Source organism: Alloyangia pacifica (genome assembly GCF_900116195.1).
Lineage (GTDB): Bacteria > Pseudomonadota > Alphaproteobacteria > Rhodobacterales > Rhodobacteraceae > Salipiger > Salipiger pacificus.
Genome location: NZ_FOZW01000001.1, coordinates 753,650 through 770,310, shown reverse-complemented (window position 1 = coordinate 770,310; position 16,661 = coordinate 753,650). Strand labels below are relative to the sequence as shown.

Here is a 16,661-nt window from a genome sequence, read left to right as displayed (position 1 = left end):
CAATCCTCCCGACCCTTGCCAGATGACCTGCTTCCCGGCTTAAATCCCTGCCAAGAGGGGATTTGAGGGGGGAGGCGTCATGGAGAGCGTCGTCAACGAAGACGGGCCGCAACAAGGGGTACCGGAGTTTTCCGAGGTCACCTTTGCCACGCTCAAGAAAGCGCTGCGGCTCGGGCTGAGTGACCTGATCTTCGCGCCGGGCTTCGCACTGGTCTTCGGCGGCGTCTACGTGCTGGCGGGGTTCTTCCTGACATGGCTGACGCTGGCCACCGGCACCAGTTACTGGCTGGTGCTGGCGGCGATCGGCTTTCCGCTGTTCAGCCCTTTCGCGGCGGTGGGCTTCTACGAGGTGTCGCGCCGGCTCGAACGGGGACAGCCGCTCGACTGGATGCAGATCTTCAGCGTCATCCTGCGGCAGTCGAAGCGGCAGCTGCCCTCGCTCTGCGCGGTGATCGTCATCGTCTTCCTGTTCTGGTTCTTCCTCGGGCACATGATCTTTGCCCTGTTCCTCGGGCTTTCGCCGATGACCAATGTCAGCTCGAGCCTCGAGGTGTTCCTGACGGCGAACGGGCTGACCATGCTGGCGGTGGGCACGGCGGTCGGAGCAGGGTTCGCAACGCTGCTCTACATGATCACCGTGCTGGCGCTGCCGCTGCTGCTGGACCGGGACGTGGATTTCGTCACCGCGATGATCACCTCGTTCGGCTACGTGCAGCGCCACCCGGTGGTGATGTTGTCCTGGGGGGTGTTCCTGGCGCTCGCGACTTTCGTGGCGATGCTGCCGCTCTTTCTCGGGCTGTTTGTCGCGCTGCCGGTGCTGGGTCACGCGACGTGGCACCTCTACGATCAGTTGCGGGTGCCCGAGGACGGATGACAGCCACCGGCACCGCGGGGCGGTGCCGGTGGTTTTTGGTCACCGGAAGGCGTCTTCGATGCGGAGCTGCTGGCGGTGGAAGGGCACCAGGTCCTTCGCGGTACGGTAGCCGCCGCCACGGGCCGCGGCGAGCACCTTGTGGGTGTCATAGCCCAGGTATTCGTAGACCAGTCGCGCGGCACGCCGGCCCGAGTGGTTCTCGGGCGTGGTGCGCACGGCGTAGCCGGTCCAGAAATTGTTCGCCAGCCCGCCGGCCTTCGACAAGTAGTTGAACGAGGTGGTCACCGCGCCCTTGCGGCTGACCAGCGCGGCGATGCCCTCGGCCTGTTGCAGGACCAATCCGCGATACTCGCGCGAGGCGGCATCGGTCGGCAGGTCGAACATCGTCAACGCTTCCTTCGGCTCGAAACCCCGCAGGAAGGTCATGCCGTCCTTGCGGAAGATCTTCACCACGCCGACGACGAAGCGCGAGTCATCGGAGAATGCGGCGCGAGAGAAGCGGTAGAAGCCCGAAGGGAAGTCCTCTTCGGTCAGCCCCAGTACTCCGGCGCCCACGAAGTCGGAGATGAACGGGTGACTCAGCAGGCTGACGGGGGTGTCCTGGATGTCCTCGACCGGCTCCAGCAGGATGCGGGCATCGACGTCGAAGAAGGTGCAAATCCGGTGCAGCACATCCGGGCGCGGGAAAGACTCTCCGGCAAGGTATCTGTTGAACTGGGTGCGATTTATTCCAAGATCGCGGCACAGGGCGGAAATGGAGGCAGCACTGCTGCCGAGCTTGCGAAGATTCGCTCCGAACACGCTGCGGAGCTCCGCCGGACTGGGCTGGGTACCTGCGTCCCTGGGCGCTGTGACCATTCCGTTTTCTTTCCGTTTCGCGACAGTTCTTTCCAAGGTGACCCCGTCCATGGCTTCGCCCTCCCGTGAACTTCTTGTTGTTGCTGTATAGCGTCACGCCAGACGCTATATGGAGACAAGGGTGATCCAAATTGTCACAAAAAGCAAGCGCACGTCACGTTTCGTCGCATGTGAGCCGTGGCGCATCTGCGTCACTCTTGAATGTGATGAGATGCGGGGAAGTGCATGTCACAGAAGATGATGGGCGTTGTGCTCTGGGCAGACTTGACGGAACAGAAGGCGGTGATCTGGTGCGAGGATCACGGTGAACTCGCTTTCTGGCACGAGCCCGGTTCGGGCCTGCATGACGGTGTCGTGCTGGACGTTGGTGACCTCGTGCATTTCGAGATGTCGGAGGGGGCTCAGCTGCGGCTCGCAAGAAACCCGCAACGGCTGGAGCAAACGCAATTTTTCGGGCTGGTGGAAAGCCTGAAAGAGGCAGGAGATGCACCGGTTTCCGCGGTGGTCGAGCGGGCCGGGGACTCGCGGATCATCGCGTTCCCGAAACAGCCGGGTCGCGAAAGAAACGTGGCCTGACGGCCCGTTTCGGGCGGGGTTTCAAGGCGAGATTCGGCACGAAAAAACGGGCCCCATCGTGGGGCCCGCTGAATGTCCTGTGACATTGGCTTTGTTGCGCGCGCGCCGGGATGGCTCCCGGTGTCAGACCGCGCCGCGGGCGAGGGCGGCGACGCCGGTGCGCGCCACCTGTACCAGTCCAAGCGGACGCATGAGGTCCGCGAATGCGTCGATCTTGTCGGGCGTGCCGGTCAGCTGGAAGACGAAGCTCTCGAGCGTGCTGTCGACCACCTGTGCGCGGAAGATATCCGCAAGGCGCAGTGCCTCGACCCGCTTCTCACCGGCACCTGCCACCTTCAGCAGCGCCAGCTCGCGCTCGACCGAGCTGCCCTCGGCGGTGAGGTCATGCACGTCGCGCACCGAGACGATCCGGCCGAGCTGCGCCTTGATCTGCTCGATCACCTGCGGCGTGCCGGTGGTGACGATTGTGATGCGCGACAGGTGCCCCTCGTGGTCCACCTCGGCCACGGTGAGGCTGTCGATGTTGTAGCCCCGGCCCGAGAACAGGCCGATGACCCGGGCCAGAACGCCGGGCTCGTTTTCCACCAGCACGGTGATGGTGTGGGTTTCCTGAACGTCCGAAAAGGTGGGCCGTAGGTTGTAGGCCGAATGCTTGGACGAGCCTTTCTTGATCTGTAGCGCGGACATGGATTGCAGCTCCTGTAAACTCTTCTGGGGATGGCGATCTGCGGGGGACGGAGGGGCAAGCCCCTCCGCGCCGTCCTCAGACCAGCACCGCGCCCTTGCCGGCGATGGCGTTGGTGGCCTGCGCGTCGCCGAGCAGCATCTTGTTGTGCGGCTCGCCCGACGGGATCATCGGGAAGCAGTTCTCGTGCTTCTCGACGAGGCAGTCGAAGATCACCGGCCCGTCATGATCGAGCATCTCCATGATCGCATCGTCGAGATCCTTGGGATCCTTGCAGATGATGCCCTTGGCGCCGAAGGCCTCGGCCAGCTTGACGAAATCGGGCAGGGCCTCAGACCAGCTCTGCGAGTAGCGCTCGCCGTGCAGCAGCTGCTGCCACTGGCGCACCATGCCCAGTCGCTCGTTGTTGAGGATGAACTGCTTCACCGGCAGGTTGAACTGCACCGCGGTGCCCATTTCCTGCATGTTCATCAGCCAAGAGGCCTCGCCCGCGACGTTGATCACCAGCGCCTCGGGGTGGGCGACCTGCACGCCGACCGAGGCCGGGAAGCCGTAGCCCATGGTGCCGAGCCCGCCGGAGGTCATCCAGCGGTTCGGATCCTCGAAGCCGAGGTATTGCGCGGCCCACATCTGGTGCTGGCCGACCTCGGTGGTGATGTAGCGGTCGCGGCCCTTGGTCAGCGCCTCGAGCCGTTCCAGCGCGTACTGCGGCTTGATGACGGTCTCGGATTGCTTGTAGGTCAGGCACTTGACCTTCTTCCACTCCTCGATCTGCTGCCACCACTTTGCGATCGCCTCGCGGTTCACCTTGCGTCCGCGCGCCTTCCAGATCTTCAGCACGTCCTCGAGCACGTGTCCGACGTCGCCGACGATCGGCATGTCCGCCTTGATCACCTTGTTGATCGAGGAGGGGTCGATGTCGATATGCGCCTTCTTCGAGCGCGGCGAGAAGGCGTCGAGCCGGCCGGTGATGCGGTCATCGAAGCGCGCGCCGATGTTGATCATCAGATCGCAGCCGTGCATCGCCAGGTTGGCCTCGTAGAGACCGTGCATGCCGAGCATCCCCAGCCAGGATTTGCCCGAGGCGGGGTAGGCGCCGAGACCCATCAGCGTCGAGGTGATCGGGAAGCCCGTGGCTTCGACGATCTCGCGCAGCAGCTGGCTCGCGCCGGGGCCCGAGTTGATCACGCCGCCGCCGGTGTAGAACACCGGGCGCTCGGCCTTTTCAATGGCCTCGACAAGCTGGGTGATGGTCTCGATGTCGCCCTTGACCTGCGGCTGGTAGTGGCCGATCGGCGCCTGCGGCTTGGCGGTGTAGCCGCCGGTGGCGAACTGCACGTCCTTGGGGATGTCGACCAGCACCGGCCCCGGGCGGCCCGAGGTCGCCACGTGGAAGGCCTGGTGCAGGATGCTCGACAGCTTGTCGGTCTCCTTCACCAGCCAGTTGTGCTTGGTGCAGGGGCGGGTGATGCCGACGGTGTCCGCCTCCTGGAAGGCGTCCGAGCCGATCATGAAGGTCGGCACCTGACCCGAGAGCACGATGATCGGGATCGAGTCCAGCAGCGCATCGGTCAGGCCGGTCACGGCGTTGGTTGCGCCGGGGCCCGAGGTCACCAGCGCAACACCCGGCTTGCCGGTCGAGCGGGCATAGCCCTCGGCGGCGTGGATCGCCGCCTGCTCGTGCCGGACGAGAATGTGCCGGATGTCGTTCTGCTGGAAAATCTCGTCGTAGATCGGTAGCACCGCGCCACCGGGGTAGCCGAATACCGTGTCCACACCCTGATCCTTCAGGGCTTGAACCACCATCTTCGCTCCGGTCATCTGACGTGTCATCGCGGTCTCCGTTCCAGACGTCATTTCGGTTTTTACTTCTCGTTTGCGCACAAAAAAGCCCCCGAGGATTTCGGGGGCGCATGGGGGTCCAATATGGTTCCGGTTACCGGCCCATGCGCCATGTCTCTACGATGATTACAAGTAGGCCCATCTGGCGGACTCCCTTCGTGCGTGGGGCGGACCATAGGCGGAGGGGGCGGGAGGGTCAACACCTATCGGGACGAAAAAGATACCCTGCTCGCTAGAAATTTTTCCGTTTATTGCGTTTGGTGGGGTCCGTTGCGCAGTTTCGCGAAAAATGGCCGAGGCTGGGCCATGTTTCGCGCAATGTTTCGGAGGTCACACGCTCTTGCGTGAAGTCGTGAATTGCGGTGGGTTGAATCCGCTGCGATACTGAACCCGAGGGTTCACTTTGCGCAGGAGGGTCGTATGGCACGTTATCAGAGGTTCTATCGTCACGCCCGGGATTTCAGCGCGCTGAAGGCTGCGGCGCTGGTGGGGCTGCTGTTGCTCACCCAGGCGCTGGCCACCGTGCAGCGACATCACGACGCCGAGGAAGCGGCCTTTGACGGGGTACAGATCCCGCAGGTCATGCCGGCGGAATTCCACGCTGCCGAGGAGCTGGTGGTCCGCGTCGGCAAGATGATCTGACGCTGCGATCCGGGCGCCGGGGCACGGGGGCTCTGCCCCCGTCCGCTGACGCGGACTCCCCCCGGGATATTTGTGTCTAGACGAAGACTGGACGAGAGGCGCGCCTGTCAGTTGACGGGCAGCACCTCAGCTATTGACGCCGGTGCCTTGCAGCACGCCGTGTTCCAGCGCGTAGCGGGTGAGACCGGCGGTGGAGCTGATGCCGAGCTTGCGCTTGATGTTCTTGCGATGGGTTTCGACCGTGCGCACCGAGATATCCAGCACCTGCGCCACTTCCTTGTTCGACTTGCCCTGCGCCAGTTGCAGCAGAATGGTCTGCTCGCGGTTGGTGAGCTGCTCGCGGCCGCCGGTCATCACCGGGGCCAACGCGCCCTCTGCGCCGGTGCAGAGGTAGCGCTCGCCCTGCATCACCGTGTCGATGGCGGTCTTGATCTCCTCGGTGGGCACGTCCTTGAGCAGGTAGCCGGAGGCGCCGTGGCCGAGCGCGGTGGTGATATATTGCGGCGTGTCGTGCATCGACAGCACCAGAACCCGGGTTTCGGGGCGCCGTTCGAGGATCATCTCGGTGGCCGAGAGCCCGCCCAGCCCGGGCATGTTGAGGTCCATCAGGATCACGTCGGGGGCGAGCTCGTCGAGCCGGTCGATCATCTGCTGCCCGTCCGAGACCGTGGCGAGCACGGTGATGTCCTCGTAGCTTTCCAGCAGCGCCTCGATGCCCTCGGCGACCAGCGGGTGATCGTCGACGATGACGACTTTCGTGGGATCGGTCATGCGCTTGCCTTGGCTTTCGATGTGGGCGCGGCCTCTTCGGGCGGCAGAAGGTGCGAGAGCGGGATCTGTGCTTCGATAACCGTGCCCGATTTCGAGGACAAGATCCGCAGGCTGCCGCCGAGCTGATCCATGCGTTCCTGCATGTTCCGCAGGCCGATGCCGCGCTGGCCGCGGACGCGCTCGGGATCGATGCCCCGGCCGTTGTCCTCGATCCGCAGCGTGGCGCCGCGGCGGTGGCCACGTAGGTCGACGATGACCTCGGTGGCGCCCGAGTGGCGCTCGATATTGGTCAGCGCCTCCTGGGCGATGCGGTAGAGGGCGATGCGGCCTTCCTGGTCGACGCGGTTGCGGAAGACCACGGTCTCCAGCGTGCTCTCGATGCCGGTGCGGGCCTCGAAATCGTCGATCAGCGCCTTGAGCGCCGGGCCGAGGCCGAGGTCGTCGAGCACGCCGGGGCGCAGGTCGCGGCTGATCCGGCGCACCTCCTGGATGGCCCCCGAGAGCGCTTCATGGCCGCGGTCGAGCGTGTCCATGGCGCGCGGATCGCTCTGGGCGAGGCGGCGCTTGGTGATGTCGAGCGCGTATTTCACCCCGACGAGGATCTGGCTGATGCCGTCGTGCAGCTCGCGCGCGACGCGGCGGCGCTCGTCCTCCTGCGCGTCGAATACCCGCTGTGTCAGTTCCTTGAGCTTGGCGTCGGCCAGCCGCCGCTCGCGCAGGTTCATCGCGAGGCCGGAGAAGAAGACCACCAGCAGCGCTCCGAGGGTGATGCCGCCGATATAGAGGAAGGTGCGGCGGATGCGGGCCTGCACCTCGGCGCGGCTGGCGTTGACCGTGGCCAGCACGTCATCGATCCACACCCCGGTGCCCACCGCCCATTGCCAGTCCTGGAAGCCGAGCACGAAGGCAATCATCTCGGCCTCTTCGCCGGTGGAGGGTTTCGGCCAGAGGAAGGAGTGGTAACCCGAGCCCTGCCGGGCGATCTCGATCAACGGATCGACGATGGGGGTGCCCTGGCTGTCGGTCAGCCCCGACCAGTTGCGGCCGATCATATCGGTGCGGCGCGGCGAGACCAGGTTGGTGCCGTCGTAATCGTAGACGAAGAAGGAGCCGTCCTCGCCGTAGATCATCGCCGCGAGGATCTGCGCCACCTGGGTCTTGGCGGCCTCGTCGTCGGGGGCGGCGGCGCCGTAGATGAAGTAAAAGCCATTGCGCGCCTGGGTGACGTAGTTGCGCAATTCCTGCTTCTTGGCCTCCAGCAGCTCGTTCTCGAGCTGGCGGATCTCTCGCTCGGCCAGCATCCTTGACTGATAGGCGACGAGGATCGCGATGGCGGCGCAGGCGAGGATGAGCGGCACCGAGGCCAGAAGGAATAGCTTCTGTCCGTAGCTGAGCCTGAGAGACTGCCGGAGGTTCTGAATGATCGTGCCCATCTCCTTCGGATTACGTCACGATTCGACGTCTTGGGAAGCCGGAGCCGCTATTTCCATGGAATTTCCGTAACGGAACACAAGGGGAAGCTGCGATTTCGTGACGTCATGGGCAAGATTATGTCCAATTCTACGCAGTGCTGGGTATTTCGCTTGCGCAATAAGATGTCCTAGGGTGCCCGAACCGTAACGATCCGCGCCGGGACGGAGGAGACGTCCCCGCGCAGAATAATCTATGGGAGGATTTTAATGGATCGTCGTTCTTTTCTGAGGGCTTCCACCGCAGGTGGTGCCGCTGCTGCTGCCACCGCGCTTGCCGCACCGGCCGTCGCGCAGGGCCGCCGCACCCTCACGCTGGTCACCACCTGGGGCCGCGGCCTCGCCGGTGTGCATGACAGCGCGCAGTACTGTGCCGACCAGATCACCGCCGCCACCGATGGCGAGCTGACCGTCGAGCTGAAGGCCGCGGGCGAGCTTGTCGGCGCCTTCGAGGTGTTCGATGCCGTCTCCGCCGGCCAGGCCGACATGTACCATGGCGTGGACTACTACTTCCTCGGCCAGCACCCGGCGCTGTCGTTCTTCAGCCAGGTGCCCTTCGGCATGAACTTCATGGAATACGCCAACTGGATCTACCATGAGGGCGGTGCGGAACTGTCGGACGAGCTCTACTCGATCTTCGGCCTGAAGGCCTTCCCGGCGGGCAACACCGGCCCGCAGTCGGGTGGCTGGTTCAAGAAAGAGATCAACTCGCCGGAAGACTTCCAGGGCCTGAAGTTCCGGATGCCCGGCCAGGGTGGCCAGGTGCTCGGCAAGCTCGGCGCATCGGTGCAGAACCTTCCGGGTGCGGAAGTGTACCAGGCACTGTCCTCGGGTGCGATCGACGGCACCGAGTGGATCGGTCCCTGGGCGGACGAGAAGGCCGGCTTCCAGGAAATCACCAAGACCTACTACACCGCGGGCTTCCACGAGCCGGGTCCGAACCTGAACCTGACGATGAACCTCGAGGTCTTCGAGAGCCTGACGCCCGCGCAGCAGAAGATCGTCGAGCAGGTGGCGCGCGCGTCCAACATCTGGACCATGTCGCTGTTCATGGCCAACAACTCGGCGGCGCTGCAGCGTCTGCAGTCCGGCGGCGTGAAGCTTGTCGAATTCCCCGACAGCGTCTGGGATGCCTTCGGCGCGGCGGCGAAGGAAGTCATGGAAGAGCCCATGGGCGACGAGCTCTACGCCAAGTGCTTCGAGAGCTTCAACACCTCGATGCGGTCCTCGGCACAGTGGATCTCCCGCTCGGAAGGCGCCTTCTCGGCACAGCGTAACCGCGTCATGGGTCTCTGATCCGGCACAGCGCGCATCTGACGCCCCCGCCTTGCGCGGGGGCGCACCTGCTTTGAAGACACGGCTCTGCCGACGCGCGCAGGAAACGCGGCGCGGGCAGAGCACCCAAGAAGATCAACAACAGACAAAAGGGGGCACAGGTCATGGAAGAGACAGCCTCGGGTGGGGCGTTCGGTGCGATACTGGACGGCCTGACCTGGTTCTTCGGCAATATCGCCATGTCCTTCTGGAACCTCGGCTACGCTGTGACGCATCCGTCGAGCTGGCTGAACTGGACGGACAACGAGGCGGTGATGCGCTTCGTCTACTACGGCGCGTCGATGGAACTGTTCTTCGTGGTGCTGACCACCTTCCTGGTGCTCACCATCATCGGTATGTGGCGCCACAATTTTATGTGGGGCATGGTGCGCGGCCTCGAGGCCTTCCACAACTCCGTGGGCCGGATCGCGGCCTGGGCGGGCCTGATCATGGTGCTGCAGCAGGTGATCATCATCCTCGTGCAGCGCGTCTTTGCCCGGCCCGACCTCGCCTTCGGCTTCGGCGTGCCGGTGAGCTTCGACGTCAGCTGGTGGTCGGAGGAGCTGAAGCTCTACAACGCCATCGTCGTCGCGCTCTGCCTGGCCTATACCTTCGTGCAGGGCGGCCATGTGCGCGTCGACCTGGTCTATTCGCCGGTCAGCTACCGCACGAAGAAGGTCATCGACATGTTCGGCAGCCTGTTCTTCATGATGCCCATGGCCACGCTGATGTGGCTCTATTCGTGGTTCTTCCTGTGGCGCCACCTGATCGTGCCCAAGCCCTCGGCCTCGGAAGGCCTCGAGCGGCTTGTCATGAAGGCCCGCGCGCTGCGCTGGAACGTCGAGACCATCGCCTTCAGCCCCAACGGCTTTTCCGCCTACTTCCTGTTCAAGATCCTGATCGTGCTGATGTGCGGCTTCATCTTCCTGCAGGGGGTCGTGTTCTTCTGGCGCTCCTATCTCGAGTGGAAGGAAGGCCCGGAGAGCGAAGGCAAGTATCACGATCACGACAAGGTCGAAGCAGGCGAAGAAGCCTACGACCACGCGGAATTCTGAGAGGGACATAGGTAAATGCTATTCGGACTCGATGGCGTCGAGATCGGCCTGATCATCGTCTTTCTCACGCTCTTCTCGGCGATCCTTTCCGGCTTCCCGGTGGCCTTTGCCATCGGCGGGGCGGGGGTGATCTCCTTCTTCATCATCGCGGCGCTGGACAGCGCCGGCCTGCTGATACACCAGGCCATCGACACCGGCTCGGAGGCGTATCGCACTCTGGTTGCCAGCGGCGTGCGCGAGGATGCCATATCCATCTTCCGCTACCCGGACCTGCCGCGCTACGCGATGCCGGTCTTCGAACGCGGCTGGGAAGTGGCGCTGGACCGCAACGTGTCGTTCATCGTCAACCGCATCAACGAACGGGTGATCGCGGGCGCCAGCATCGAGACGCTGCTCGCGGTGCTGATGTTCGTGATGATGGGCATCGTGCTGGAACGCTCGAAGATCGCCAATGATCTGCTGACCACCATGGCGCGGGTCTTCGGGCCGCTGCCGGGCGGTCTGGCAGTGTCGATCGTGGTCGTGGGCGCGTTCCTCGCGGCCTCGACCGGCATCGTCGGCGCGACCGTGGTGACAATGGGCCTGCTGGCCCTGCCGACCATGCTGCGCAACAACTACTCGCCCGAGCTGGCGACCGGCGTCATCGCCGCGTCGGGCACGCTGGGGCAGATCATCCCGCCGTCGATCGTGATCGTTCTGCTGGGCACGCTGGCCGGCGATCTCTATGCCACGGCACAGGAAGACCGTGCGCAGCTCGCGGGCTGCTCCGACGCGCTGACCCTGCTGGGCGAGCCGGCGGTGGTTTCCGTGGGCACGCTCTTCCAGGCGGCGCTGCTGCCCGGCATCCTGCTGGCGGTGCTTTACGCGCTCTATGCCTTCGGCTTTGCCATGTTCCGCCCGCAGTCCGCACCCCCGGTGCAGCTCGAAGGCGGCGGCGGCGAGCCGGTGACCCGCGGTGAGGCCTTCACCTGGTATCTCGGCGTTCCGGCGCTGCTGATCGTCGGCACCATCGTGCTGGGGCAGGTCGGGCTGGTTGGCTCGCAGTCGACGCAGATCGACAGCTACTCCGACAGCGGCCAGATGGCCTCGCTGCGCACCAACGTCGGCCCCGAGTGCCAGGCGGCGATGATTGACCTGCACGGCCAGGACGCCTGGGACACGGCGGTTGCCGAGCAGAAGGCGATCGACGAGGCCGGCGGCGTCGAGCAATCGCACCGTCTCAGCCCCGAGGAGATCGAGGAGGCGCGCGCTGCCAAGATCGCGAATGCAGCGCCGATCGGTACCGGCATCGCGGTGATCGCGGTGATCCTCGGCATCGTGCTGGCCTGGGCGCGGGCGGTCTCGCCGTCCTCCGATCCCAAGCCGCTCTATATCGGTGCGGGGGGCATCGCCCTTGGGCTGCTGGTGGACGTGCTGTTCATCAAGGCCAACACCTCGCCGATGGCCACCGTGCTGATGATGCTGATCCCCTGGGCGATCTCGTTCTGGGCGGCCGGCAAGGCCTCGACGCGTCTGGCGCAGAACGATCTCATCCGCGTGGTCTTCCCGCCGCTGGTGCTGATCGTCGCGGTGCTGGGCTCGATCCTCGGCGGCATCACCAACCCGACGCCCGCCGCGGCGCTCGGTGCGGCCGGTGCCATCATGCTCGCGGCCTACCGCAAGCTGAACGAGGAGGGCCGCTCGCCGAAGATCATCCTGATGTCGACCTTCGCCGTGGCGATCATGCTGCTCATCGGCATGAACTTCGACCTGCGCGTCGGCACGCAAGGGGCCGGAGCGGACACCTGGATTGCCTTCATGGTGGCACAGGCGGCCTATCTCTACGCGCTCTTCGGGCTGCTCTTTGCCTGCTATGTGCTCTACAAGGCAGGGGTGCTGACCCCGGCGGTGCGCGAGACGGCAAAGGTGACCTCGATGGTCTTCACCATCCTCGTGGCCTCGCAGCTGCTGAACCTGGTGGTGATCTCCTTCGGCGGCGAGCACTACATCCAGAGCTTCCTCCAGAGCTTCGATGACGAGCACAAGGTCTTCCTGATCGTCATGCTGGTGCTGTTCATCCTCGGCTTCGTGCTCGACTTCCTCGAGATCATCTACATCGTGGTGCCGATCGTGGGCCCGGTGATCTACGGCGGCAGCTTCGATCCGAAGTGGGTGACCATCATGATCGCGGTCAACCTGCAGACCTCGTTCCTCACGCCGCCCTTCGGCTTCGCGCTGTTCTACCTGCGCGGCGTGGCACCCTCGTCGGTGACCACGGGCCATATCTACCGCGGGGTGATCCCCTTCGTGCTGATCCAGGTGGCGGGCCTTGCACTGCTGTGGTTCGCACCGGGCATCGTGACCATCGTGCCGGACCTGATCCCGAACTGATCGGACTGGCATGAGAGAGAAGGGGGCGGGCTGAAAGGTCCGCCCCTTTGCGTTGCGGAAAGGCAAATCTCTTCGAAGAGATTTGCAAAAGCCTTCGAAGGCTTTTGGCCGTCGCTTGAGCGCGGTTCATGAAAACGATGATTATTATGAGATGGCCTTCAGCGGTGTGGATCGGTAGAGACGGCGCAACCAATGCTTGCCCCCTCTGGCCCGGAGTCCGTCATGTCCGCCGCTATCCCGACCCGCTCTCCCGTCTTCGCCCGTCTCGAGGCCGCCGCGCGCGAGCGCATCCTGATCCTCGACGGGGCGATGGGCACACAAATTCAGAAGCTGGGCCTGTCCGAGGGTGACTTTCAGGGCTGCGGTGGCGGGGCCTGCACCTGCCACCTGCCGCATTCCAGCGACAAGCCGCAGCAGGGCAACAACGATATCCTCAACCTGACGCGCCCCGAGGCGATCGAGGAGATCCACTATCAATACGCCATGGCGGGCGCGGATATCGCCGAGACAAACACCTTCTCGTCGACCACCATCGCGCAGGCCGATTACGACATGCAGGCGGCGGTCTATGATCTGAACTACGAGGGCGCGCGGCTGGCGCGCAAGGCCATGGACCGGGCCGAGGCCGAGGACGGGCGCGCGCGCTTCGTCGCAGGTGCGCTCGGGCCGACCAACCGTACCGCCTCGATCAGCCCCGACGTGAACAACCCCGGCTACCGCGCGGTGACCTTCGACCAGCTGCGCGAGGCCTATGCGCAGCAGGCGCAGGCGCTCATTGACGGCGGCGTCGACATCCTGCTGATCGAGACGATCTTCGACACGCTGAACGCCAAGGCCGCGATCTTCGCCTGCGAAGAGGTCTTCGCCGAGCGCGGCGAGCGTCTGCCGGTGATGATCTCGGGCACGATCACCGACCTCTCGGGCCGGACGCTTTCGGGCCAGACGCCGACCGCCTTCTGGCATTCGGTGCGCCATGCCGAACCGCTGACCATCGGCCTGAACTGCGCGCTTGGGGCCAATGCCATGCGTCCGCACCTTGCAGAGCTTTCGTCGGTGGCCGACACGCTGATCTGCGCCTATCCCAACGCCGGCCTGCCCAACGAGATGGGCGAATACGACGAGACGCCCGAGCAGATGGCCGAGCAGGTCGCAGGCTTTGCCCGCGATGGCCTTGTGAACATCGTCGGCGGCTGCTGCGGCTCGACCTTCGACCACATCCGCGCCATTGCCAAGGCCGTGGCCGAGTACAAGCCGCGCGAGATCCCCGAGCACATCCCGCAGATGCGCCTGTCGGGGCTCGAGCCCTTCACGCTCACCGAGGCAATCCCCTTCGTCAACGTCGGCGAGCGCACCAACGTCACCGGCTCCGCCAAGTTCCGCAAGCTGATCACCAATGGCGATTATGCCACCGCGCTCGAGGTTGCGCTCAACCAGGTCGAGAACGGCGCGCAGGTGATCGACATCAACATGGACGAGGGGCTCATCGACTCCAAGCAGGCGATGATCGAGTTCCTCAACCTCATCGCCGCCGAGCCCGACATCGCCCGCGTGCCGATCATGATCGACAGCTCCAAGTGGGAGGTGATCGAGGCGGGCCTGCAATGCGTGCAAGGCAAGTCCATCGTCAACTCGATCTCGCTGAAGGAAGGCGAGGAGAGCTTCCTGCATCAGGCGCGTCTGTGCCGGGCCTATGGCGCCGCCGTCGTGGTCATGGCCTTCGACGAGACCGGGCAGGCGGACACCGAGGACCGCAAGGTCGAGATCTGCCAGCGCGCCTACAAGATCCTGACCGAGCAGGTGGGCTTCCCGCCCGAGGACATCATCTTCGATCCCAACGTCTTTGCCGTCGCCACCGGCATCGAGGAGCACGACAACTACGGCGTCGATTTCATCGAGGCCACCAAGCGCATCACCGAAACCTGCCCGCATGTCCATATCTCGGGCGGCGTGTCGAACCTGTCGTTCTCCTTCCGTGGCAACGAGCCGGTGCGCGAGGCGATGCACGCGGTGTTCCTCTATCACGCCATTCAGAACGGCATGGACATGGGCATCGTCAACGCCGGGCAGCTGGCAGTCTATGACCAGATCGACGCCAAGCTGCGCGAGGCCTGCGAGGATGTGGTGCTGAACCGCAAGCCCGCGAACGGCGGCTCGGCCACCGAGAACATGCTGGAACTGGCCGAGGAATACCGTGGTCAGGGCGGCGCCAAAGGCCGCGAGAAAGACATGAGCTGGCGCGAGCTGCCGGTCGAGAAGCGGCTCGAGCACGCGCTGGTCAACGGCATCACCGAATTCATCGACGCCGACACCGAAGAGGCCCGGCAGGCCGCCGAGCGCCCGTTGCATGTCATCGAGGGGCCGCTGATGGCCGGGATGAACGTGGTCGGCGACCTCTTTGGAGCAGGCAAGATGTTCCTGCCGCAGGTGGTGAAATCCGCCCGTGTGATGAAGCAGGCCGTGGCCGTGCTGCTGCCCTACATGGAAGAGGAAAAGCGCCTGAACGGCGGCGATGGCCGCGAGAGCGCCGGCAAGGTGCTCATGGCCACGGTGAAGGGCGACGTGCACGACATCGGCAAGAACATCGTCGGCGTCGTGCTTGCCTGCAACAACTACGAGATCATCGACCTTGGCGTCATGGTCCCGGCCGAGAAGATCCTCGCCACTGCGCGCGAGCGGAACGTTGACGTGATTGGCCTCTCGGGCCTGATCACCCCCTCGCTCGACGAGATGGTGCATGTGGCCTCCGAGATGGAGCGTCAGGGCTTCGACATTCCGCTGCTGATCGGCGGTGCGACCACCAGCCGCGTGCACACGGCGGTGAAGATCCACCCGCGCTACGGCGCCGGGCAGGCGGTGCACGTCAACGACGCCTCGCGCGCCGTGGGCGTGGTGTCCTCGCTGCTCTCGCCGGTGCAGAAGCCCGAGTATGTCGCCAACGTGCAGACCGAATACGCCGACGTCGCCGAGAAGCACGCCCGGGCCGAGCTGGCCAAGAAGCGCCTGCCGCTGGAGAACGCCCGCGCCAACGCGCTGAAGCTGGAGTTCAAGCCGAAGCATCCGCCGAGCTTCCTCGGCACCAAGGCCTATGACACCTGGGACCTTGCCGAGCTGGCGCGCTACATCGACTGGACGCCGTTCTTCCAGACCTGGGAGATGAAGGGCGTCTACCCGAAGATCCTCGACGACGAGAAGCAGGGCGAGGCGGCCCGCGCGCTCTTTGCCGACGCGCAGGCCATGCTGAAGAAGATCATCGACGAGAAGTGGTTCCACCCGCGCGCCGTGGTCGGTTTCTGGCCCGCAAACGCCATTGGTGATGACATCCGCCTCTACAAGGACGAGAGCCGCGCCGAGGAGCTGGCGACCTTCTTCACGCTGCGCCAGCAGACCGCCAAGCGCGGTGATCGTCCTAACGTGGCGATGTCGGATTTCGTCGCGCCCGAGGGCACGCCCGACTACGTCGGCGGCTTCGTGGTGACGGCGGGCATCGAGGAAGAGCGCATCGCCAAGGAGTTCGAGGCGAAGAACGACGACTATTCGTCGATCCTCGTCAAAGCGCTGGCCGACCGTTTTGCCGAGGCCTTCGCCGAGCGGATGCACGAGGTGGTGCGCCGCGAGCTCTGGGGCTACGCGCCTGACGAGGCCTGCACCCCCGAGGAGCTGATCGCCGAGAAATACGCCGGCATCCGCCCCGCGCCGGGCTATCCGGCGCAGCCCGACCACACCGAGAAGACCACGCTGTTCGAGCTGCTGGACGCGACCAATGCCACCGGCGTCGAGCTGACCGAGAGCTATGCCATGTGGCCCGGCTCGTCGGTGTCGGGACTCTACCTCGGCCACCCGGAGAGCTATTACTTCGGCGTCGCCAAGGTCGAGCGCGATCAGGTCGAGGATTACGCGGCGCGCAAGGGCATGTCGGTCGAGGAGGTCGAGCGCTGGCTCGCGCCGATCCTCAACTACGTGCCGGGCGGCGTGAAGACGGTGGCAGCGGAGTAAGGCAAGCAAGCCCGGAGCAAGCGCGTAGCTCACCGGGCAAGCGCTGGCCCGTCCTCACGGGCTGGCGCTTTGTCACCTTCGTGCAACGCTCGATTTTCGCCCGGATGTGGCGGGGATAAAGCGCAGACGACACTCGTGGATGCGCCATCGCACGGGCCAACGCTTGCTCGGCGCTTTGCATACACATCGATATGAAAAAGGCCGCCGCGATC

Annotated in this window: 12 protein-coding genes; 7 read left to right on the top strand and 5 right to left on the bottom strand. The window is 64.7% G+C overall.

Features of this window, described 5'->3' with window-relative positions; all coding sequences use genetic code 11:
- Nucleotides 1-79: 79 nt before the first annotated feature.
- Nucleotides 80-874: a DUF2189 domain-containing protein gene (locus tag BM397_RS03720; protein WP_092421986.1), complete on the top strand. Its 795-nt coding sequence runs from the start codon at nucleotides 80-82 to the stop codon at nucleotides 872-874.
- A 39-nt stretch (nucleotides 875-913) separates the two neighbouring features.
- Here the strand turns inward: BM397_RS03720 and BM397_RS03715 are convergent, their stop codons facing one another.
- Nucleotides 914-1,732 carry a helix-turn-helix domain-containing protein gene (locus BM397_RS03715; protein ID WP_092421983.1) on the bottom strand — a complete coding sequence of 273 codons (819 nt, stop codon included), beginning with the start codon at nucleotides 1,730-1,732 and terminating at the stop codon, nucleotides 914-916.
- A gap of 225 nt (nucleotides 1,733-1,957) precedes the next feature.
- On the opposite strand from BM397_RS03715, the gene BM397_RS03710 reads away from it, so the two are divergent.
- A complete protein-coding gene (locus BM397_RS03710) occupies nucleotides 1,958-2,308 on the top strand; it encodes a hypothetical protein (RefSeq protein ID WP_092421980.1) in 351 nt (116 codons plus the stop codon).
- A gap of 123 nt (nucleotides 2,309-2,431) precedes the next feature.
- Here BM397_RS03710 and ilvN read toward each other — a convergent pair whose 3' ends face one another.
- Both ilvN and BM397_RS03700 read right to left on the bottom strand, forming a co-directional pair.
- Nucleotides 2,432-2,995: an acetolactate synthase small subunit gene (gene ilvN, locus BM397_RS03705; RefSeq protein ID WP_092421977.1), complete on the bottom strand. Its 564-nt coding sequence runs from the start codon at nucleotides 2,993-2,995 to the stop codon at nucleotides 2,432-2,434.
- Nucleotides 2,996-3,071: 76 nt separating this feature from the next.
- Entirely contained in the window at nucleotides 3,072-4,826 is a 1,755-nt protein-coding gene (locus tag BM397_RS03700) for an acetolactate synthase 3 large subunit (protein WP_092421974.1), read from the bottom strand.
- A 429-nt stretch (nucleotides 4,827-5,255) separates the two neighbouring features.
- Between BM397_RS03700 and BM397_RS03695 the strand changes: the two genes are divergently transcribed.
- The gene (locus BM397_RS03695; protein WP_092421971.1) at nucleotides 5,256-5,477 is read left to right on the top strand and encodes a hypothetical protein; all 222 of its coding nucleotides are present in this window, start codon (nucleotides 5,256-5,258) and stop codon (nucleotides 5,475-5,477) included.
- 126 nt (nucleotides 5,478-5,603) lie between these two features.
- Here the strand turns inward: BM397_RS03695 and BM397_RS03690 are convergent, their stop codons facing one another.
- Both BM397_RS03690 and BM397_RS03685 read right to left on the bottom strand, forming a co-directional pair.
- Nucleotides 5,604-6,248: a response regulator transcription factor gene (locus BM397_RS03690; protein WP_092421968.1), complete on the bottom strand. Its 645-nt coding sequence runs from the start codon at nucleotides 6,246-6,248 to the stop codon at nucleotides 5,604-5,606.
- Nucleotides 6,245-7,681, bottom strand: coding sequence for a cache domain-containing protein (locus tag BM397_RS03685; protein WP_092421965.1), 1,437 nt, complete (start codon nucleotides 7,679-7,681; stop codon nucleotides 6,245-6,247). The genes BM397_RS03690 and BM397_RS03685 overlap by 4 nt, the downstream gene beginning before the upstream one ends.
- Nucleotides 7,682-7,927: 246 nt before the next feature.
- Here BM397_RS03685 and BM397_RS03680 point away from each other — a divergent pair, with 246 nt between their 5' ends.
- The 4 genes from BM397_RS03680 (at nucleotide 7,928) to metH (ending at nucleotide 16,449) form a co-directional block, all read left to right on the top strand.
- Nucleotides 7,928-9,013: a TRAP transporter substrate-binding protein gene (locus BM397_RS03680; protein ID WP_092421962.1), complete on the top strand. Its 1,086-nt coding sequence runs from the start codon at nucleotides 7,928-7,930 to the stop codon at nucleotides 9,011-9,013.
- Between the two features lie 143 nt (nucleotides 9,014-9,156).
- Nucleotides 9,157-10,086, top strand: a complete 930-nt coding sequence (locus tag BM397_RS03675) for a TRAP transporter small permease subunit (protein ID WP_092421959.1) — start codon at nucleotides 9,157-9,159, stop codon at nucleotides 10,084-10,086.
- A 15-nt stretch (nucleotides 10,087-10,101) separates the two neighbouring features.
- Nucleotides 10,102-12,456, top strand: coding sequence for a TRAP transporter large permease (locus BM397_RS03670; RefSeq protein WP_092421956.1), 2,355 nt, complete (start codon nucleotides 10,102-10,104; stop codon nucleotides 12,454-12,456).
- Between the two features lie 222 nt (nucleotides 12,457-12,678).
- Nucleotides 12,679-16,449 carry a methionine synthase gene (gene metH / locus BM397_RS03665; protein WP_092421953.1) on the top strand — a complete coding sequence of 1,257 codons (3,771 nt, stop codon included), beginning with the start codon at nucleotides 12,679-12,681 and terminating at the stop codon, nucleotides 16,447-16,449.
- Nucleotides 16,450-16,661: the final 212 nt, after the last annotated feature.

Bases quoted from the DNA above. Each gene is read 5' to 3' on its own strand.
- BM397_RS03675 (WP_092421959.1), top strand. From the start codon at position 9,157: ATGGAAGAGACAGCCTCGGGTGGGGCGTTCGGTGCGATACTGGACGGC.
- BM397_RS03680 (WP_092421962.1), top strand. From the start codon at position 7,928: ATGGATCGTCGTTCTTTTCTGAGGGCTTCCACCGCAGGTGGTGCCGCT.
- BM397_RS03710 (WP_092421980.1), top strand. From the start codon at position 1,958: ATGTCACAGAAGATGATGGGCGTTGTGCTCTGGGCAGACTTGACGGAA.
- BM397_RS03695 (WP_092421971.1), top strand. From the start codon at position 5,256: ATGGCACGTTATCAGAGGTTCTATCGTCACGCCCGGGATTTCAGCGCG.
- BM397_RS03700 (WP_092421974.1), bottom strand. From the start codon at position 4,826: ATGACACGTCAGATGACCGGAGCGAAGATGGTGGTTCAAGCCCTGAAG.
- BM397_RS03720 (WP_092421986.1), top strand. From the start codon at position 80: ATGGAGAGCGTCGTCAACGAAGACGGGCCGCAACAAGGGGTACCGGAG.
- metH (WP_092421953.1), top strand. From the start codon at position 12,679: ATGTCCGCCGCTATCCCGACCCGCTCTCCCGTCTTCGCCCGTCTCGAG.
- BM397_RS03715 (WP_092421983.1), bottom strand. From the start codon at position 1,732: ATGGTCACAGCGCCCAGGGACGCAGGTACCCAGCCCAGTCCGGCGGAG.
- BM397_RS03685 (WP_092421965.1), bottom strand. From the start codon at position 7,681: ATGGGCACGATCATTCAGAACCTCCGGCAGTCTCTCAGGCTCAGCTAC.
- BM397_RS03670 (WP_092421956.1), top strand. From the start codon at position 10,102: ATGCTATTCGGACTCGATGGCGTCGAGATCGGCCTGATCATCGTCTTT.
- BM397_RS03690 (WP_092421968.1), bottom strand. From the start codon at position 6,248: ATGACCGATCCCACGAAAGTCGTCATCGTCGACGATCACCCGCTGGTC.
- ilvN (WP_092421977.1), bottom strand. From the start codon at position 2,995: ATGTCCGCGCTACAGATCAAGAAAGGCTCGTCCAAGCATTCGGCCTAC.